The organism is Flavobacterium ichthyis, assembly GCF_009915155.1.
GTDB lineage: Bacteria > Bacteroidota > Bacteroidia > Flavobacteriales > Flavobacteriaceae > Flavobacterium > Flavobacterium ichthyis.
In genome coordinates, this window is the sequence record NZ_JAABLM010000003.1 from 203,418 (window position 1) to 219,919 (window position 16,502).

General features: G+C 35.8%; 17 protein-coding genes. 11 read left to right on the plus strand and 6 right to left on the minus strand.

Annotation, left to right across the window (positions count from 1 at the left end):
• Nucleotides 1-51: 51 nt before the first annotated feature.
• Complete coding sequence (locus GV828_RS03855) at nt 52-984, minus strand: peptidylprolyl isomerase (protein ID WP_166536157.1); 933 nt, start codon at nt 982-984, stop codon at nt 52-54.
• Between the two features lie 158 nt (nt 985-1,142).
• Here GV828_RS03855 and GV828_RS03860 point away from each other — a divergent pair, with 158 nt between their 5' ends.
• Complete coding sequence (locus GV828_RS03860; protein ID WP_166536158.1) at nt 1,143-1,595, plus strand: DUF1569 domain-containing protein; 453 nt, start codon at nt 1,143-1,145, stop codon at nt 1,593-1,595.
• 29 nt (nt 1,596-1,624) lie between these two features.
• Here GV828_RS03860 and GV828_RS03865 read toward each other — a convergent pair whose 3' ends face one another.
• Entirely contained in the window at nt 1,625-2,764 is a 1,140-nt protein-coding gene (locus GV828_RS03865) for a sterol desaturase family protein (protein WP_166536159.1), read from the minus strand.
• Between the two features lie 110 nt (nt 2,765-2,874).
• On the opposite strand from GV828_RS03865, the gene trmD reads away from it, so the two are divergent.
• The 6 genes from trmD (at nt 2,875) to uvrB (ending at nt 10,253) form a co-directional block, all read left to right on the plus strand.
• Nucleotides 2,875-3,552, plus strand: a complete 678-nt coding sequence (trmD, locus tag GV828_RS03870; RefSeq protein ID WP_166536160.1) for a tRNA (guanosine(37)-N1)-methyltransferase TrmD — start codon at nt 2,875-2,877, stop codon at nt 3,550-3,552.
• A gap of 195 nt (nt 3,553-3,747) precedes the next feature.
• A complete protein-coding gene (gene rplS / locus GV828_RS03875; RefSeq protein ID WP_166536161.1) occupies nt 3,748-4,098 on the plus strand; it encodes a 50S ribosomal protein L19 in 351 nt (116 codons plus the stop codon).
• A 433-nt stretch (nt 4,099-4,531) separates the two neighbouring features.
• Entirely contained in the window at nt 4,532-6,754 is a 2,223-nt protein-coding gene (locus tag GV828_RS03880) for an NADP-dependent isocitrate dehydrogenase (RefSeq protein WP_166536162.1), read from the plus strand.
• 94 nt (nt 6,755-6,848) lie between these two features.
• Nucleotides 6,849-7,511 carry a thiamine diphosphokinase gene (locus GV828_RS03885; protein WP_166536163.1) on the plus strand — a complete coding sequence of 221 codons (663 nt, stop codon included), beginning with the start codon at nt 6,849-6,851 and terminating at the stop codon, nt 7,509-7,511.
• Between the two features lie 79 nt (nt 7,512-7,590).
• On the plus strand, nt 7,591-8,175 hold the full coding sequence (locus tag GV828_RS03890) for an NUDIX domain-containing protein (protein WP_166536164.1): 585 nt from the start codon (nt 7,591-7,593) through the stop codon (nt 8,173-8,175).
• An 86-nt stretch (nt 8,176-8,261) separates the two neighbouring features.
• Nucleotides 8,262-10,253 carry an excinuclease ABC subunit UvrB gene (uvrB, locus tag GV828_RS03895; RefSeq protein WP_166536165.1) on the plus strand — a complete coding sequence of 664 codons (1,992 nt, stop codon included), beginning with the start codon at nt 8,262-8,264 and terminating at the stop codon, nt 10,251-10,253.
• A 9-nt stretch (nt 10,254-10,262) separates the two neighbouring features.
• Here uvrB and GV828_RS03900 read toward each other — a convergent pair whose 3' ends face one another.
• The 3 genes from GV828_RS03900 to GV828_RS03910 form a co-directional block, all read right to left on the minus strand.
• Nucleotides 10,263-10,634 (minus strand): TlpA family protein disulfide reductase, encoded by a 372-nt coding sequence (locus tag GV828_RS03900; RefSeq protein WP_166536166.1) that lies wholly within the window; start codon nt 10,632-10,634, stop codon nt 10,263-10,265.
• Nucleotides 10,635-10,781, minus strand: a complete 147-nt coding sequence (locus GV828_RS03905; RefSeq protein ID WP_166536167.1) for a hypothetical protein — start codon at nt 10,779-10,781, stop codon at nt 10,635-10,637.
• Between the two features lie 447 nt (nt 10,782-11,228).
• Nucleotides 11,229-11,630, minus strand: coding sequence for an excinuclease ABC subunit B (locus GV828_RS03910; protein WP_166536168.1), 402 nt, complete (start codon nt 11,628-11,630; stop codon nt 11,229-11,231).
• A 53-nt stretch (nt 11,631-11,683) separates the two neighbouring features.
• Here GV828_RS03910 and GV828_RS03915 point away from each other — a divergent pair, with 53 nt between their 5' ends.
• From GV828_RS03915 to GV828_RS03925, 3 genes are all read left to right on the plus strand, one after another.
• The gene (locus tag GV828_RS03915; RefSeq protein WP_235935410.1) at nt 11,684-12,460 is read left to right on the plus strand and encodes an alpha/beta hydrolase; all 777 of its coding nucleotides are present in this window, start codon (nt 11,684-11,686) and stop codon (nt 12,458-12,460) included.
• A 136-nt stretch (nt 12,461-12,596) separates the two neighbouring features.
• Nucleotides 12,597-13,037 (plus strand): DUF1456 family protein, encoded by a 441-nt coding sequence (locus GV828_RS03920; RefSeq protein ID WP_166536170.1) that lies wholly within the window; start codon nt 12,597-12,599, stop codon nt 13,035-13,037.
• Nucleotides 13,034-13,558, plus strand: a complete 525-nt coding sequence (locus tag GV828_RS03925) for a DUF4269 domain-containing protein (protein ID WP_166536171.1) — start codon at nt 13,034-13,036, stop codon at nt 13,556-13,558. Before GV828_RS03920 ends, GV828_RS03925 begins: the two co-directional genes overlap by 4 nt.
• Before the next feature lie 51 nt (nt 13,559-13,609).
• Here GV828_RS03925 and sucC read toward each other — a convergent pair whose 3' ends face one another.
• Entirely contained in the window at nt 13,610-14,803 is a 1,194-nt protein-coding gene (sucC, locus tag GV828_RS03930; protein ID WP_166536172.1) for an ADP-forming succinate--CoA ligase subunit beta, read from the minus strand.
• 315 nt (nt 14,804-15,118) lie between these two features.
• Here sucC and lysA point away from each other — a divergent pair, with 315 nt between their 5' ends.
• Nucleotides 15,119-16,426, plus strand: coding sequence for a diaminopimelate decarboxylase (gene lysA / locus GV828_RS03935; protein WP_262885807.1), 1,308 nt, complete (start codon nt 15,119-15,121; stop codon nt 16,424-16,426).
• Nucleotides 16,427-16,502: the final 76 nt, after the last annotated feature.

A 16,502-nucleotide genomic window follows, 5' to 3' on the forward strand; every position in this document is an offset into this window, starting at 1 on the left:
AAAGCATCCGACGCTTACCGAATGCTTTCTCAAATTTTATTCCAAAAAAAATTATTTTACGTCCATAAGTTCTACATCGAAAACCAAAACGGCATTTGGCGGAATCACGCCTCCAGCTCCACGAGAACCGTAACCTAAATGCGAAGGAATCACGAATCTGGCTTTGTCACCCACTTGAAGTAAGGCAATACCTTCGTCCCAACCTTCAATTACGTGACCTTGCCCTAAAGGAAATTCAATTGGTTTTTTACGTGGATAAGAAGAATCAAAAGTTTTTCCGTTGTCTAACTGTCCGGTGTAATGAACCGAAACCGTTCTGCCTTTTTCGGCTTTTTTTCCGTTTCCTTTTTGAATAATTTTATAACGAAGTCCGCTTTTAGTTTTATCAAAACCTGCTGCTAATTCTTGCATTTTCGCTTCCGAAGCAGCTTTTTCAGCTTCAATTTTTTTCAATCTTGCACCTTCAAAAACCCTGAAAGCTTCAATGGCATTCCATTTTTTTGCTTCTTCACCTTCGCGGATAATTTCGATACTTTCAATTTCATCACCTTGAGCAATTGCATCTACAACATCTTGTCCTTCAACAACATGACCAAAAACGGTATGTTTGTTATCCAACCAATTTGTTGGAACATGTGTAATAAAAAATTGCGAACCGTTAGATCCCGGACCAGAATTTGCCATTGACAAAACGCCTGGTTTATCGTGTTTTAATTCTGGATGAAATTCATCGTCAAATTGGTAGCCAGGTCCACCTGTTCCTTGTCCTTGAGGACAACCACCTTGGATCATAAAATCTGAAATTACACGGTGAAATTTTAATCCGTCATAAAAAGGTTTTCCCTGCGGACGAGCCGAATTTTCAAGGTTTCCTTCTGCAAGACCTACAAAGTTTCCTACTGTACCAGGGGTTTTATCGTGCGTTAATTTCACCAAAATTGCACCTTTTGAAGTGTTGAATTTTGCGTAAATTCCGTTTTCCATCTTATATTTATTTGAATGATTATTTTAAAAGGTGCAAAATTACAAATTATTTATGTGAATATAATCACAATTTATAACAGCAGTAATGCAACTAAAACTGAATTTGTATAATTTTGCTATGTTAAAAAACTTAACATTCTTTTTTAGCCAAAATTTTTATGGAAACGCTGTTCAGTCCTGAAGGAAGTCGCCAAATCATTGACAGAATTAATTCTTTGAAACCTATTTCTCAAAATGAATGGGGTACGATGAATGTAAGCCAAATGTTGGTACATTGTCAGCAACCAATAAAAGTTGCCTTTGGCGATTTAAAAATAAAAGTGGGACTTTTGGGATATATTTTTGGAAGATTAGGCAAAAGACAATTAACTCAAAACAATTTTCGATTTAAAAAAGATTTGCCAACGGCGAAAGAATTTAGAATTTCTGGGCAACACGATTTTGAGCAATCCCGAACCACACTAATTAAAATGATTGAAAAATTTTCAACTGAAGGCCCTGATTGCATCGCGAATAAAAAACATCCTTTTTTTGGAACTTTAACTGATGAGCAATGGGGCTCGATTCAGTGGAAACATTTAGACCATCACTTAAAACAGTTTGGGGCATAAATAAATATTTCAATTGATTTCCAGCCACTTTATCTCTTAGAATATTCTTTCATTTTTAAATCTTTATCAAAAGGGCTTTTAGTGAACGGATAAATCGCTTGTTTTAAATAGCCTTTTGGATAATCGGCTTCGAGTAAACCAGTATCCTCCGGCCATTCATTGTTAGGCAAATAATAGGTTCCAAATATTTTATCAATAAATGGAAAAATTGTAGCAAAATTTTTACCGTAATACTCGGGATTTTTACAATGATGCCAATGATGGTATTGAGGCGTTGCAAAAATATATTTGAAAAAGCCAAAATTAATCCGAGTATTTGAATGAATTAAAACTGCATGAACCGCCATAAATATCACATAAACCTGAAAGGTTATCGTAGAAAAGCCAAAAACATAAAGTGGAATAAACGCCATTGAACGCGTCACAAAAATATCGACAAAGTGTGTTCGAGATCCCGCCAACCAATCCATATTTTCGGTAGAATGATGGATAGAATGAAATCTCCATAGAAAAGAATGTCGATGAAAAAATCGATGAGTCCAATATTGAAATAAATCGGTCAGAAAAAATGCTAAAAATAATTCGACTACGAAAGGTAAACTTTGAATATACGCCTGAATTTCTGATAATCCCATCCATCCAAAAAAAACTTGTGCTGGCTTTTGTGTAATTACGCCAAAAAATTGAACCAACAAATGGCTGATTACAAAATAAACCAAATCCGTTCGCCATTCTTCATGAAATGTTTTTTGATCTTTTCGCTTGGGAAACACCATTTCTATTGGAACAAAAATCAAAGCCATTAAAAACAAGTCTAAAAGTAGCCAATCCAGCCCTAAGTGAAAGCGTGTTGTTTTAACAGCACGAGCATCTACCTCGAAACCACCCAAGACAATAGTAATGATACAAAATATTATTCCAATTAAGGCCCATTTTTTCTGCTTGCTTAACAAAAAGCTCACTACCCCAAAAAATAATGAGGCAATAATAACTCCGGTGAGTAAAATTTTCATGGATTCACCTGTATAAACCTCACGAAATTCTGGAGTCGTCAAAATTTCCGGATATTTAAAGCAAAATACACCGCAGAAAGACATCAATCCTAAAAAAATTGAAATTATTCCACTCACTTTACCCTCTCCAAATTTAACACTTGTTTTTGTATTCATAAATTTTTACAACAAAAGTACATTTTTAAAACAAATGTAAAAAAATTTTGAAAGGTCAAGCCGCCATATATTTTTTTTTATTTTTTTAAATTTGCAACTCAATTTAAAGTATGAGAATCGACATTATTACCGTTTTACCCGAATTATTAAAAAGCCCATTTGAAGGCTCAATTATGAAAAGAGCCATAGAAAAGGGATTGGTAGAAGTTCATTTTCACAATCTTCGTGATTACACGACCAATAAACAGAAAAGTGTGGACGATTATCAATTTGGCGGTGGAGCTGGTATGGTCATGATGATTCAACCCATAGACGATTGCATTACCAAATTAAAATCGGAAAGAGATTACGACGAAATAATTTACATGACGCCAGACGGCGAAACCTTAAATCAAAGAATGGCAAACAGAATGTCTTCCTTGAAAAATATCATCATTTTGTGCGGACATTATAAAGGTGTTGATCAACGTGTTCGCGATCAATTCATCACCAAAGAAATTTCTATTGGAGATTACGTTTTATCCGGAGGAGAATTGGGAGCTTTGGTTTTATCCGATGCTTTGATCCGGTTAATTCCTGGAGTTTTAAGCAACGAAACTTCCGCATTGACAGATAGCTTTCAAGATAACTTATTGTCTCCACCAATTTACACAAGACCCGCAGAATATAAAGGGTTAAAAGTCCCCGACATACTATTAAGTGGAAACTTTGCCAAAATTGACCAATGGCGCGAAGAAAAAGCCTTCGAGCATACCAAAAACAGAAGACCTGATTTGTTGGATTTATGATTTAGGATATATGATTTAGAATTTTAAATTGAAGAAGGAAACCTGAAACTTAAAACTTTTCATCCTTCCAATAAAAAAATACTCCTTTTTTCACATAATTCACAACTTTATATTATCTTTGCGCACTATTTCGGACTAACCTCTGGCGAAAATCGTGAATGTTGCTCTGATAATCAACAATTTAAATCAAACAAAATGGCAGATTTGATGCAATTCGTGAAAGACGAATTTATTACAAAAAAAGACTTCCCAACGTTCGGAGCTGGTGACACAATCACAGTTTATTACGAAATTAAAGAGGGTGAAAAAACTAGAACACAGTTCTTTAAAGGTGTAGTAATCCAAAGAAGAGGTTCTGGTACAACCGAAACTTTTACAATCCGTAAAATGTCAGGTTCTGTAGGTGTTGAGCGTATTTTCCCAATCAACATGCCTGCTTTACAAAAAATCGAAATCAATAAAACCGGTAAAGTTCGTAGAGCTCGTATCTTCTACTTCCGTGAACTTACAGGTAAAAAAGCAAAAATCAAAGACAGAAGAATCTAATTCAAACCGTCTTTTCATACCAAAATCCCGAAGCAATTCGGGATTTTTTTTTAATCTAAAATTCTTTCAGATTCCCATCACAATTTCAAAGAGCAAAAGGCTCGGGCATTTTCAGCCATCGCCATTCCTGCTTTCCGCTACAATCTTTTTTTAATTCCCCTTCGGGTTGAAACCCGAGGCAATTAAAAAAAGGATATCCGCTTCAATCAGGGCTATTAAAAAAATCCCTATTCTTACTTGCAAAGGTTCAGTGTAAAACCAATCAGCCAAAAAAAATTATCAAATTCACAAATCTTCCCAAAAAAAATTTAAAATCCTCAAATCAAACGATTTCGCTACAAAAACACTTCTAAAATCGGCTCCAATTTCTTATATTTGCAATCCTTGACAAACAAAATAAACAAGCATTTACAAACAAATAAACCACACAATAATGTCTGAAAAAGCAAAAATTATTTACACCATTACAGACGAAGCTCCAATGCTCGCCACACATTCATTTCTCCCAATTATCGAATCATTTGTCGCTCCAGCCAAAATAGATGTTGAAACCCGCGATATTTCCCTCGCCGGAAGAATCATCGCCAACTTCCCAGAATTTCTTTCAGCAGAACAAAAAATAAACGACCACCTTACAGAACTAGGTCAAATGGCCACCACTCCGGAAGCTAATATTATCAAACTTCCTAATATTTCTGCATCAATCCCTCAGTTAAAAGATGCCATAAAAGAGCTACAAGCTTTAGGTTATGCCCTTCCCGAATATCCGGAAGACGCCAAAACCGATGAGGAAAAAAACATCAAAGCAAAATACGCAAAAGTGCTAGGCTCTGCAGTAAATCCCGTTTTACGCGAAGGAAACTCAGACCGTCGTGCTCCGAAAGCGGTAAAAAATTACGCAAAAAAACACCCACATTCTATGGGAGCTTGGTCTTCTGATTCCAAAACCCACGTGGCATCCATGAGCGAAGGTGATTTTTACAGCACCGAAAAATCAGTAACCCTCAATGAAGCAGATACTTTTAAAATTGAATTTGTAGCCAATAACGGTTCTTCCAAAACATTAAAAGAAACTACAAATTTAAAAGCTGGAGAAGTAATTGACAGTTCGGTTTTAAATTTAAAATCGCTTAAAAATTTTATTTCAAAAGAAATTGAAGATGCCAAAGCCAAAAATGTGTTGTTTTCGGTTCATCTAAAAGCAACTATGATGAAGGTGTCCGACCCCATTATTTTCGGAGCCATCGTAGATGTATTTTTTGCAAATGTGTTTGAAAAACACAAAAACCTGTTTGCAGAACTTGGCGTTGATACCAAAAACGGTTTGGGAGATGTTTACGCCAAAATTTCTGGTCATGCTAAACAAGCAGAAGTTGAAGCAGATTTGGATGCTGCCATGCAAAACGGACCAGCAATTGCCATGGTAAATTCAGATAAAGGAATCACCAATCTTCACGTACCTTCAGATGTAATTGTCGATGCTTCAATGCCGGCAATGATCAGAACTTCGGGACAAATGTGGAACAAAGAAGGAAAACAGCAAGATACAAAAGCCATTATTCCGGATCGTTCTTATGCAGGAGTTTACGTTGCAACAATAGATTTTTGTAAAAAACATGGCGCTTTTGACCCAAAAACCATGGGAAGCGTTCCAAATGTGGGATTAATGGCTCAAAAAGCTGAAGAATATGGTTCTCACGATAAAACTTTCCAAATCGAAACTGAAGGTGTTGTAAAAGTTATTAACAGCAAAGGCGAAGTTTTAATGGAGCAAAATGTGGAAGAAGGCGATATTTTTAGAATGTGTCAAACCAAAGATGCTCCAATCCAGGATTGGGTAAAATTAGCCGTAAACCGTGCGAGATTATCCGAAACCCCTGCTGTTTTTTGGTTAGATGAAAAACGTGCCCACGACAGAGAAATTATTAAAAAAGTTCAAAAATATTTAAAAGACCACGACACTAACGGATTGGATATTAGAATTTTAAATCCTGTTGAAGCTACTCAATTTTCGTTAGAAAGAATTAAAGAAGGCAAAGACACGATTTCGGTAACAGGAAACGTTTTACGTGATTATTTAACCGATTTATTTCCAATTTTAGAATTAGGAACTTCTGCAAAAATGCTTTCAATCGTTCCATTGATGAACGGCGGAGGTTTGTTCGAAACTGGTGCCGGAGGTTCTGCTCCAAAACACGTGGATCAATTTTTGGAAGAAGGCTATTTGCGTTGGGATTCTTTGGGTGAAATTTTAGCTTTAGGTGTTTCGCTCGAACATTTAGGGCAAACCCAAAACAATGCAAAAGCCCTAATTTTAGCCGATACTTTAGACCAAGCTACCGAAAAATTCTTGGACAACGATAAATCTCCTGCAAGAAAAGTAGGACAAATTGACAACAGAGGTTCGCATTTTTACACAGCTTTGTATTGGGCTCAAGCTTTGGCTTCACAAGAAAGAGATGCCGATTTAAAAGCTGTTTTCCAACCCATTGCAGCAGAGTTAACTGCTAACGAAGAAAAAATCAACAGCGAATTAATTGGTGCTCAAGGCAAAAGTCAAAACATTGGAGGGTATTATAAACCAAATCAAGAAAAAACTTTTGCAGCCATGCGTCCGAGTGAAACACTGAACGGCATTTTGGCGAAGCTGAAATAATTTTTATAAATAATTATACAACTTTTAAAGTTTGAAGTTTTTGGTTTTCGCAACCTGAAACTTTGAACTTTAAACTTTTAAAACCTAAACTAAAATGTCATCTCACCACATTGTTCGAGACGATCAGGAACCGGCTTTAATTATCGCCAACGGTGCTTCGTGTAACAACGAATTATTGGGACAACTGTTAGAATGGTCGCCATTGGTAATTGTTTTGGACTCTGCGATTGATAGGGTTTTGGCATTAAACATTAAGGTCGATGTGCTGCTCGGAGATTTCGATCGGGATTTTGATCCGGAAATGTATCGTAAAAAAAATTATCCGTTAGAAATTGTTCATACACCAGACCAAAATAAAACCGACCTCGAAAAAGCGTTTGATTATTTGATTGAAAAAAATCACAAAGCCGTCAATGTGGTTTGGGCTACCGGAAAAAGAGCCGATCATACCTTTACCAATATTACCAACATTGTTCGCTACCAAAACCAACTGAAAATTGTAATTTTAGACGATCATTCGAAAATTTTTCAGTTGCCCAAAATATTTCAAAAATGGTATCCAAAAGATTTCCCTATTTCGCTAATACCTATTGGCCAAGTAAGTGGAATTTCGACAGAAAATTTAACTTACCAACTTCAAGATGAATCACTTAAAATAGGCTACAGAACCGGAAGCTCTAACAAGGTGTCTTCAGACGGAATCGTGAAAATAGAACACAAGCAAGGCGATTTATTATTGATGGAATGTTTCGATTGATTTTTTTTTCACTGAAAAATAAAGTGTCCGTTTACTGACAATTGCAGTTAAAATTTTACTTTTAAAAGAAATTTGAAATATGAAAAATCCACAAATCGAAATAAAATCAGAAGAAATTCTATCACAAAAACATTATACTTACAAAAAAGTTACCCTTCAATATACCGACGAACAAAAGTCGGAGACCCAAACCCGAGAAGTTTTAGACCGTGGAAATGGAGCTACAATTTTGCTTTATAATAAAGAAAATCAGTCGGTTGTACTGGTGAAACAATTTCGTTTGCCAACTTTTTTAAACAAAAATAAAACGGGAATGTTAATCGAGGCATGTGCAGGAATGTTAGAAGAAGAAAATCCAGAAGACACGATTAAGCGGGAAGTTCAGGAAGAAACTGGTTATACAATTCATTCAGTTAAAAAAATTTTTCAGGCCTATATGTCGCCTGGAGCTGTGACTGAAATTATTCATTTTTTTGTGGGAGAATATTCTAACGAGATGAAAACCGGAAAAGGTGGAGGACTTGAATCTGAACATGAAAATATTGAAATTCTAGAAATAAAATTTGAAAAAGCAATGAAAATGATTATTTCCGGCGAAATTGAAGACGCTAAAACAATTATGCTTTTACAATATGCGAAAATTCAAAATCTTTTAGCAAACTGAGAAAATTTGGCGAAAGCCACACAAAAAGTTAACACAATTCCGTAGTAAAAATAGATTCTCTACCTTTGTAATCCAACGCAAATCTTATGAAATTTCAAGTTGTTTCCGATTACAAACCTATGGGCGATCAGCCACAAGCGATAGAAAAACTGAGCAAAGGAATCAAAAGTGGCGAAAAATTCCAAACGCTTTTGGGCGTTACCGGTTCCGGGAAAACTTTTACAATGGCAAATGTCATTCAGGAAGTACAAAAACCGACACTCGTTTTGGCGCATAACAAAACTTTGGCTGCTCAATTGTATTCAGAATTTAAACAATTTTTTCCCAATAATGCTGTGGAATATTTTGTTTCCTATTATGATTATTATCAGCCCGAAGCCTTTATTCCCGTTACCGGAACCTACATCGAAAAAGATCTTTCTATCAACGAAGAGTTAGAAAGAATGCGACTTTCCACCACTTCTTCCCTACTTTCGGGACGTCGTGACATCATTGTCGTTTCGTCGGTTTCGTGTTTGTACGGAATTGGAAATCCAGTGGAATTTCAAAAAAATGTGGTTTCACTTGAAAAAAATCAAGTCATTTCCCGAACCAAATTATTACATCGACTTGTGCAAAGTTTATATGCCAGAACCGAAGCCGATTTTACTCCGGGAACCTTCCGCATTAAAGGTGATACCGTAGAAGTTTTTCCAAGTTATGGAACTGAACCTTTCCGGATTCATTTTTTTGGTGATGAAATTGAAGAAATTGAAGCTTTTGACGCGATTTCTTCGAAAGTTTTAGAAAAATATACAAGTCTTAATATTTATCCAGCTAATATGTTTGTGACTTCGCCCGATGTTTTAAATGGAGCGATTTGGGAAATTCAGCAGGATTTGGTGAAACAAACAGAATATTTTAAAGAAATTGGTAAACATTTGGAATCCAAAAGATTAGAGGAAAGAACTAATTTTGATTTGGAAATGATTCGCGAGTTAGGATATTGCTCGGGAATTGAAAATTATTCCCGTTATCTCGACGGAAGGCTTCCGGGAACACGACCTTTCTGTTTATTAGATTATTTTCCAAAGGATTATTTGATGGTGATTGACGAAAGTCACGTGACGATTTCGCAGGTGCATGCGATGTACGGAGGCGATCGCTCTCGTAAGGAAAATTTAGTGGAATACGGTTTCCGACTTCCCGCGGCAATGGATAATCGACCGTTGAAATTTGAGGAATTTGAAGCCTTGCAAAATCAAGTGGTTTATGTTTCGGCAACTCCTGCAGATTACGAATTGGAAAAATCCGAAGGCATTTATGTGGAGCAAGTCATTCGCCCTACAGGTTTGTTGGATCCGATTATTGAAATTCGGCCGAGTGCCAACCAAATTGACGACTTAATCGAAGAAATCCAGCAACGTGTTGAATTAGACGAGCGTGTTTTGGTGACCACTTTAACCAAAAGAATGGCAGAAGAATTGACGAAATATTTAACAAAAGTTGCCATTAGATGTCGTTACATTCACAGTGAAGTGGATACTTTGGAACGTGTGGAAATTATGCAGGATTTACGCAAAGGTTTGTTTGACGTGTTGATTGGTGTCAATTTACTTCGTGAAGGTTTGGATTTACCTGAAGTTTCGCTTGTGGCGATTTTGGATGCTGACAAAGAAGGATTTTTGCGAAGCAACAGAAGTTTGACGCAAACAGTGGGTCGAGCCGCCAGAAACGTAAATGGAAAAGCCATTATGTATGCCGATAAAATTACCGACAGCATGCAAAAAACCATCGACGAAACCAATTACCGCCGAGAAAAGCAGATGAATTATAATTTGGCGAATAATTTGGTACCGCAAGCATTGAATAAAAAAATAGAAAGCACTTTGGCGAAAAATTCTGTTTCAACGGCTTATGTAGAAAGACAAGCCTTAAAAGCCGCCGAACCGGAAAGCCAATATTTATCGAAACCGGAAATCGAGAAAAAAATTCGCGAAGCCAGAAAAGCGATGGAAAAAGCCGCCAAAGAATTAGATTTTATGCAAGCTGCCAAGTTTAGAGACGAGATTAAAGCTTGGGAAGAAAAGCTAAAATAAATGCGCTGTTTATTTTTTTAAATGACTTTCAATCAATTTTACGGTTTCCAAAGAATCTAATTGTCTTTTTTTGGTAAAAATGATTTTTCCATTTTTTACAAAATGAGTGAATGGCAATTCGTTTACGTTTAAGCTTACGATTCCAACATTTTCATTGAATTTACTTTTAATCGACTGTTTAAATTGGTAATCAAACAACGTAATTTCTTTCCAATTGAAGTGATGTTGTTTGATGGCTTGTACCGTAGCAGACGTATCTTTATCATGAGAAAAAGACAAAAAATGAACCTGCGTTCCATATTTTTCTTGTAACTGATTTAAAAAAGGAATTTCTGCAATACAAGGAGTACACCATGAAGCCCAATTGTTGATGACAACCAATTAATCGGTATCAATAAACTGTTTATAAGTCTTACTGTTTTCGTATTTTTCTGTAGAAACATTTACATTCAATTTATCTCCAAAAAAAATCAGGAATAAAACAAAAATTGAAAGCAGGATTGCGATGGTAATGAGGAGTTTTTTCATGGGAAAATATTTTAGGATTTTTCAAATGTATATACCGCTATTAGTAATGTATAGCGGTATAATGAAGTCATTTTGTTTAAGTCTGCATATCAACCTCTAGGTATCTTCCTTCTTTATCACTTAATATAGGATACTCTCCATCAACAATCTTAACTTCTTCAGAAACAGATGATTTTTTCAAGAATAATTTTTTTTGCACCTGTTTTCTCTCATCTCATAATGCTCTCATCCTTCAAATCTAATCCATTAATGGACGATTTTTCACATATTACGTAAGATCTTCAAATTGTTTCTCATTACCTTGTACTCCAACAGAAAAACACATTAAAAGCACAAAAACTAATAAATTTTTCATAATTGTTAATTTTAAGATTATTTAACAATATTAATCAAAAAAAAAAAAAAAAACGTTTGTTAAGATTAACAAATAATTAAAATTTAATATTTTTAATTTTTCTGCTCCATAAAAATACTCCATAAGACGTCTGGAGTAACTGTTCCCTGCGGATTATTTTCCATTAAGTTTAAAAGCCGTTTGGTAGCAAAAGGATCAAGTCCCATATTAATCCCCAATTGTTGAATAGCAATTTGTTCTTGGTTATGCGAGATACCGTCAGCTTTCATCAGCAATGCCATGCGGTAAAAGTGTTGCACACGCTCGAACTCGTTTTTAGGTTTTGCGGAAGGCAATTCTTCCCTGAACAAGTTGTTTAATTCAATCTCTGAAACGTTTAATGCTTGTGCTACAATTTTTAAAAATAAATATTCACGGGGGTGCAATTCTCCATCGATCATAGCAAAAGCAATCATATCTGCAAGCAATTGTAATTTTTCTGTGTGATGTGGCATAAAATAAGTATTTTTAGCTAATGTATTATTTTAAAATTAATTTAACGAAAAAATTGAAATATCTCCTTTTATTCCTGATTCTTCCAATATCTTTTTTTGCTCAAAAAGGAACCGTTTCGCAATTTGAACTTGAAGCGCCACAACTTTCCACAACCAAAAAAATCTGGTTGTATCTGCCCATTGGTTATGAAAATTCCACGAAAAAATATCCTGTGATTTACATGCACGACGCTCAAAATTTATTTGATGCCAAAATTTCTTTTGCAGGTGAATGGCAAGTGGACGAAACGCTTGATAGTTTGAAAACAAAGGCAATTGTAGTGGGAATCGAACATGGAAACGAAAAAAGAATTGATGAATTAACCCCTTTTCCAAATGAAAAATATGGTGGCGGAAAAGCCGATGTGTATTTAGATTTTATCGTCAATAATTTAAAATCTCACATCGATAAAACATACCGAACCAAATCTAATGCAAAAAACACCGTCATTTTCGGGAGTTCTCTTGGTGGATTAGTTTCGTATTACGCGGTTTTAAAATATCCAGAAGTTTTCGGAAAAGCAGGCGTTTTTTCCCCATCTTTTTGGTTTTCTGAAGAAATTTATTCGCTTACGCAAAAGTCAGAAAAAATTAAGGCGAAAATTTTCTTTTTGTATGGCGATAAGGAAAGTAAAAATTTGGTAAATGAAATGCAACGAATGAAAAAATTACTCGACGAAAACCGTTGTTATTGCTTAAAACTAGACAAATTTGTAGAGATAAAAGGTGGCGAACACAACGAAAAATTATGGCGGGAAGGATTTGCAGAAGCGGTACTGTGGTTGATGTAATTTTTTCACTCCATGTTCGCCAATCAATTTTATTATTCTAAAAGTTCTAGATAAAAAATAAAAAAGTTCGCGCTTTTTACTATGTGCACTTTGTGATTAAACAGAGATAAAATCTATCTTTGTAAAAAATAAAGTCATGTCTAATAACGATATATTTAAAAAGTTACGTGTTGCGTTACAATTGCGAGACGATCAAATTGTAGAAATCTTAGAACTGGTAGATTTCCGGATTTCAAAGGCAGAATTAGGCGCTTTTTTCCGTTCGGAAGATCATCCTAATTATAAAAATTGTGGCGATCAAGTGTTGCGTAATTTCTTAAACGGATTGGTTATTCATTTGAGAGGCACTAAAGAAAATCCTACAAATGCGAAAGATGTTTTGGAAAAAAATAAAGCGCAAATAAAAGCACCGGCAAAAGGTGTGAAACCCAAAGACGATGCTAAGAAGCCGGCCGCAAAAAAACCATTTGCCTCAAAAAGTCCGGCGAAAAATTTCAAACCAAAAAAAGCGGAAGCCAAACCTTCGGTGGTAGAAAAAGTGAAATTTAACAACGGCAAAAAGAAAAAATCAGAGTGATTGATTTTTTGTCAATAGCATATTTAAAAAACGGAACAACGCTTCAGCAAGAAGCGTTTTTTGTTTTGGAAAAATACGAAGTAATGCAAAAACTGAGTCGCTTCACCCCTGTTTTGGCTGGAACCATTCCGCTGAATATTGCCACAGCAACCAGCGATTTAGATATTTTGTGCTGTTGTGATGATGCCGAAATTTTCATGAACCACATCCGAGTACATTTTGCGAAAGCGGAAAAATTTTCTTTAGAAAAAAGAATTGTAAACGGCATTTCAACTGTCATTGCTAACTTTTTTTTGGACGGTTTTGAAATAGAAATTTTCGGACAAAATGTTCCCGTTCAACAACAAAACGGCTACCGACACATGATTGCCGAAGCGAAAATTTTGGCGGAAAAAGGAGAGAATTTTCGGCAGGAAATCCTTCGACTTAAAAAATCCGGATTGAAAACAGAACCCGCTTTTGCTAAATTATTAAACTTAAAAGGCGATCCTTACCAAGCTTTGCTCGACTTTTTCCCATAAAAAAATCCCGCTTTTTCAAACGGGATTCTTTATATAACTAAGATTGTTCAATTAAGATAAAGCAGCTTTCACTTGGTCTGCAGCTTCTTGGAATTGCACCGCAGATAAAATCGGCATTCCAGAATTGTCAATCATTTCTTTTGCTAATTCGGCATTTGTACCTTGCAATCTCACGATAATTGGCACTTTAATGCTGTCGCCCATATTTTTGTAAGCGTCGATAACTCCTTGCGCCACACGGTCACAACGAACGATCCCACCAAAAATATTAATCAAAATTGCTTTTACGTTAGGGTCTTTCAAAATAATTCTGAAAGCCAACTCAACGCGTTTTGCATCAGCAGTTCCACCAACGTCAAGGAAATTTGCAGGTTCAAAACCAGCATATTTAATCAAATCCATCGTTGCCATCGCAAGACCAGCACCGTTAACCATGCAACCTACGGTTCCGTCAAGATCCACATAGTTAAGTCCGGCAGCTTTCGCTTCAACCTCAATTGGGTTTTCCTCACGAACGTCGCGCATTTCAGCTAATTTCGGATGTCTGTACAAAGCATTGTCGTCAAGATTTACTTTGGCATCAACCGCAATAATTTTATTGTCAGAAGTTTTTAAAACCGGATTAATTTCAAACATCGAAGCGTCGCTGCCCACGTAAGCTTTGTAAAGTGCGTCCACAAACTGAACCATTTCTTTAAAAGCAACACCGCTCAAACCTAAGTTAAACGCCACTCTTCTCGCCTGAAAACCTTGTAATCCAACAAGCGGATCAATTTCTTCTGTAAAAATCAAATGAGGTGTTTTTTCGGCAACTTCCTCAATATCCATTCCACCTTCAGTAGAATACATGATCATATTTTTTCCTTTTCCTCTGTTCAAAAGCACCGACATGTAAAACTCAGAGGTCTCGCTTTCGCCCGGATAATATACATCTTCGGCAATCAAAACCTTGTGTACCTTTTTACCTTCGGCAGAAGTTTGAGGCGTAATCAACTGCATTCCAATAATTTGCTCTGCAATTTCCTCAACTTGTTGTAAATTTTTAGCCAATTTTACACCACCGCCTTTTCCGCGACCTCCCGCATGAACTTGCGCTTTAATCACGTGCCATCCTGTTCCGGTTTCAGCAGTTAATTGTTTTGCCATAGCTACTGCTTCCTGCGGATTATTTGCAATATGCCCGCGTTGAACTTTCACGCCATAGCTGGCCAAAATTTCTTTTCCTTGGTATTCGTGTATATCCATTTTTATGAAGTTTTTGTCTGTTTCATCTCCCAAAAATTCGGGTGCCACAAAAATAACAAATACTATTTAACCAGCGAAACAATATTTTCAAATATTTACATTCTGTTTTTTAGGAGCTATTCCGGCTATTCGCTACAAGCTTTTTCCCAAAAAACTTTTTTCCAAATCCGGCAACGGGAGCTTCCGCAGGTCGCTCCGTTTCCGGAGGAAAAAATTGTTTTTTGGTGCAAAAGGCTTTTCGCTGCTATCCGGGCTATTCTAAAATGTGTTGTAAAATAATCCTTTTAAATAATATTTAAGAATTAAAATAACAATATGTTGTTTTTTGTTATTTCAATACATTTTTTTTTTAGAGTCGAATTTTGCAATTTAATTTTGCCAAAAAAAAAGAAAATCAACATGCAACATTCTCAATTATTACAAATTGCGCGAGACTTTCAGGCGCCAATTTATGTTTACGATTCGGCAAAAATACAATCACAATATTTTCGACTAGTTTCCGCGTTTGGCAAAGTAGCCAATCTTCAAATCAATTATGCCGTCAAAGCCAACTCAAATATTTCCATACTCAAACTATTCAAATCAATTGGTTCAGGTTTAGATACTGTTTCCTTGCAAGAAGTACAGTTGGGATTACATGCTGGTTTTTCGCCAGAAAAAATTATTTATACCCCAAACGGTGTTTCCTTTGAAGAAATTGAAGAAGTAGCACATCTTGGTGTTCAAATCAACATCGATAATCTTTCGGTTTTAGAACATTTTGGCGCCAAATATCCCGAAATTCCGGTTTGCGTTCGCATCAATCCACATGTTATGGCTGGTGGAAATGCCAATATTTCTGTAGGTCACATTGATAGTAAATTCGGAATTTCCGTACATCAATTGCCACATATTTTGCGTATCGTGGAAAATACCAATATGCACATTAACGGTATTCACATGCATACAGGTTCGGATATTTTGGATATTGAAGTTTTTCTTTATGCGGCCGAAATTTTATTTGACGCCGCAAAACATTTTCCAAATTTAGATTTCATCGACTTTGGTAGCGGTTTTAAAGTGCCTTACAAAAAAGACGACATTGAAACCGATATTGAAGAATTAGGCAAAAAATTGTCGAAAAGATTTAATGCCTTTTGCAAAGAGTATGGGAAAGACCTTACCTTGGCTTTCGAACCAGGAAAATACTTGGTAAGCGAAGCAGGTTATTTTTTAGCCGAAGTGAATGTGGTAAAACAAACTACTTCAACCGTTTTTGCACAAATCAACAGCGGTTTTAATCATCTCATCCGTCCAATGTTTTATGGTTCATCTCACGAAATTTTAAATATCTCCAACCCAAAAGGTAAAGAACGATTTTATTCGGTTACGGGATACATTTGCGAAACCGACACTTTTGCCACCAACCGCAGAATTGCGGAGATTAAAGAAGGTGATATTTTGTGTTTTAAAAATGCCGGAGCTTATTGTTTCACAATGGCCTCTAATTACAATTCCCGACTCAAACCAGCCGAAGTTTTATGGCACGAAAACGAAGCGATTTTAATTCGCAACCATGAAACGATTGATGACATTTTAAGAAATCAAGTGGCATTTAATTTTGAAAATAGTACAATCGTTTAAATCAATCGAAATCGGCAAAAAAAGCCATTATAGATTTTGTTTATAATGGTTTTTTCTACAAAATAAATACATATTT

Coding starts and splice junctions, on each gene's coding strand:
- GV828_RS03865 (WP_166536159.1), bottom strand. CDS start 2,764: ATGAATACAAAAACAAGTGTTAAATTTGGAGAGGGTAAAGTGAGTGGA.
- rplS (WP_166536161.1), top strand. CDS start 3,748: ATGGCAGATTTGATGCAATTCGTGAAAGACGAATTTATTACAAAAAAA.
- trmD (WP_166536160.1), top strand. CDS start 2,875: ATGAGAATCGACATTATTACCGTTTTACCCGAATTATTAAAAAGCCCA.
- GV828_RS03860 (WP_166536158.1), top strand. CDS start 1,143: ATGGAAACGCTGTTCAGTCCTGAAGGAAGTCGCCAAATCATTGACAGA.
- GV828_RS03855 (WP_166536157.1), bottom strand. CDS start 984: ATGGAAAACGGAATTTACGCAAAATTCAACACTTCAAAAGGTGCAATT.
- GV828_RS03880 (WP_166536162.1), top strand. CDS start 4,532: ATGTCTGAAAAAGCAAAAATTATTTACACCATTACAGACGAAGCTCCA.
- GV828_RS03920 (WP_166536170.1), top strand. CDS start 12,597: ATGTCTAATAACGATATATTTAAAAAGTTACGTGTTGCGTTACAATTG.
- lysA (WP_262885807.1), top strand. CDS start 15,119: ATGTTGTTTTTTGTTATTTCAATACATTTTTTTTTTAGAGTCGAATTT.
- GV828_RS03905 (WP_166536167.1), bottom strand. CDS start 10,781: ATGAAAAAACTCCTCATTACCATCGCAATCCTGCTTTCAATTTTTGTT.
- uvrB (WP_166536165.1), top strand. CDS start 8,262: ATGAAATTTCAAGTTGTTTCCGATTACAAACCTATGGGCGATCAGCCA.
- sucC (WP_166536172.1), bottom strand. CDS start 14,803: ATGGATATACACGAATACCAAGGAAAAGAAATTTTGGCCAGCTATGGC.
- GV828_RS03890 (WP_166536164.1), top strand. CDS start 7,591: ATGAAAAATCCACAAATCGAAATAAAATCAGAAGAAATTCTATCACAA.
- GV828_RS03885 (WP_166536163.1), top strand. CDS start 6,849: ATGTCATCTCACCACATTGTTCGAGACGATCAGGAACCGGCTTTAATT.
- GV828_RS03910 (WP_166536168.1), bottom strand. CDS start 11,630: ATGCCACATCACACAGAAAAATTACAATTGCTTGCAGATATGATTGCT.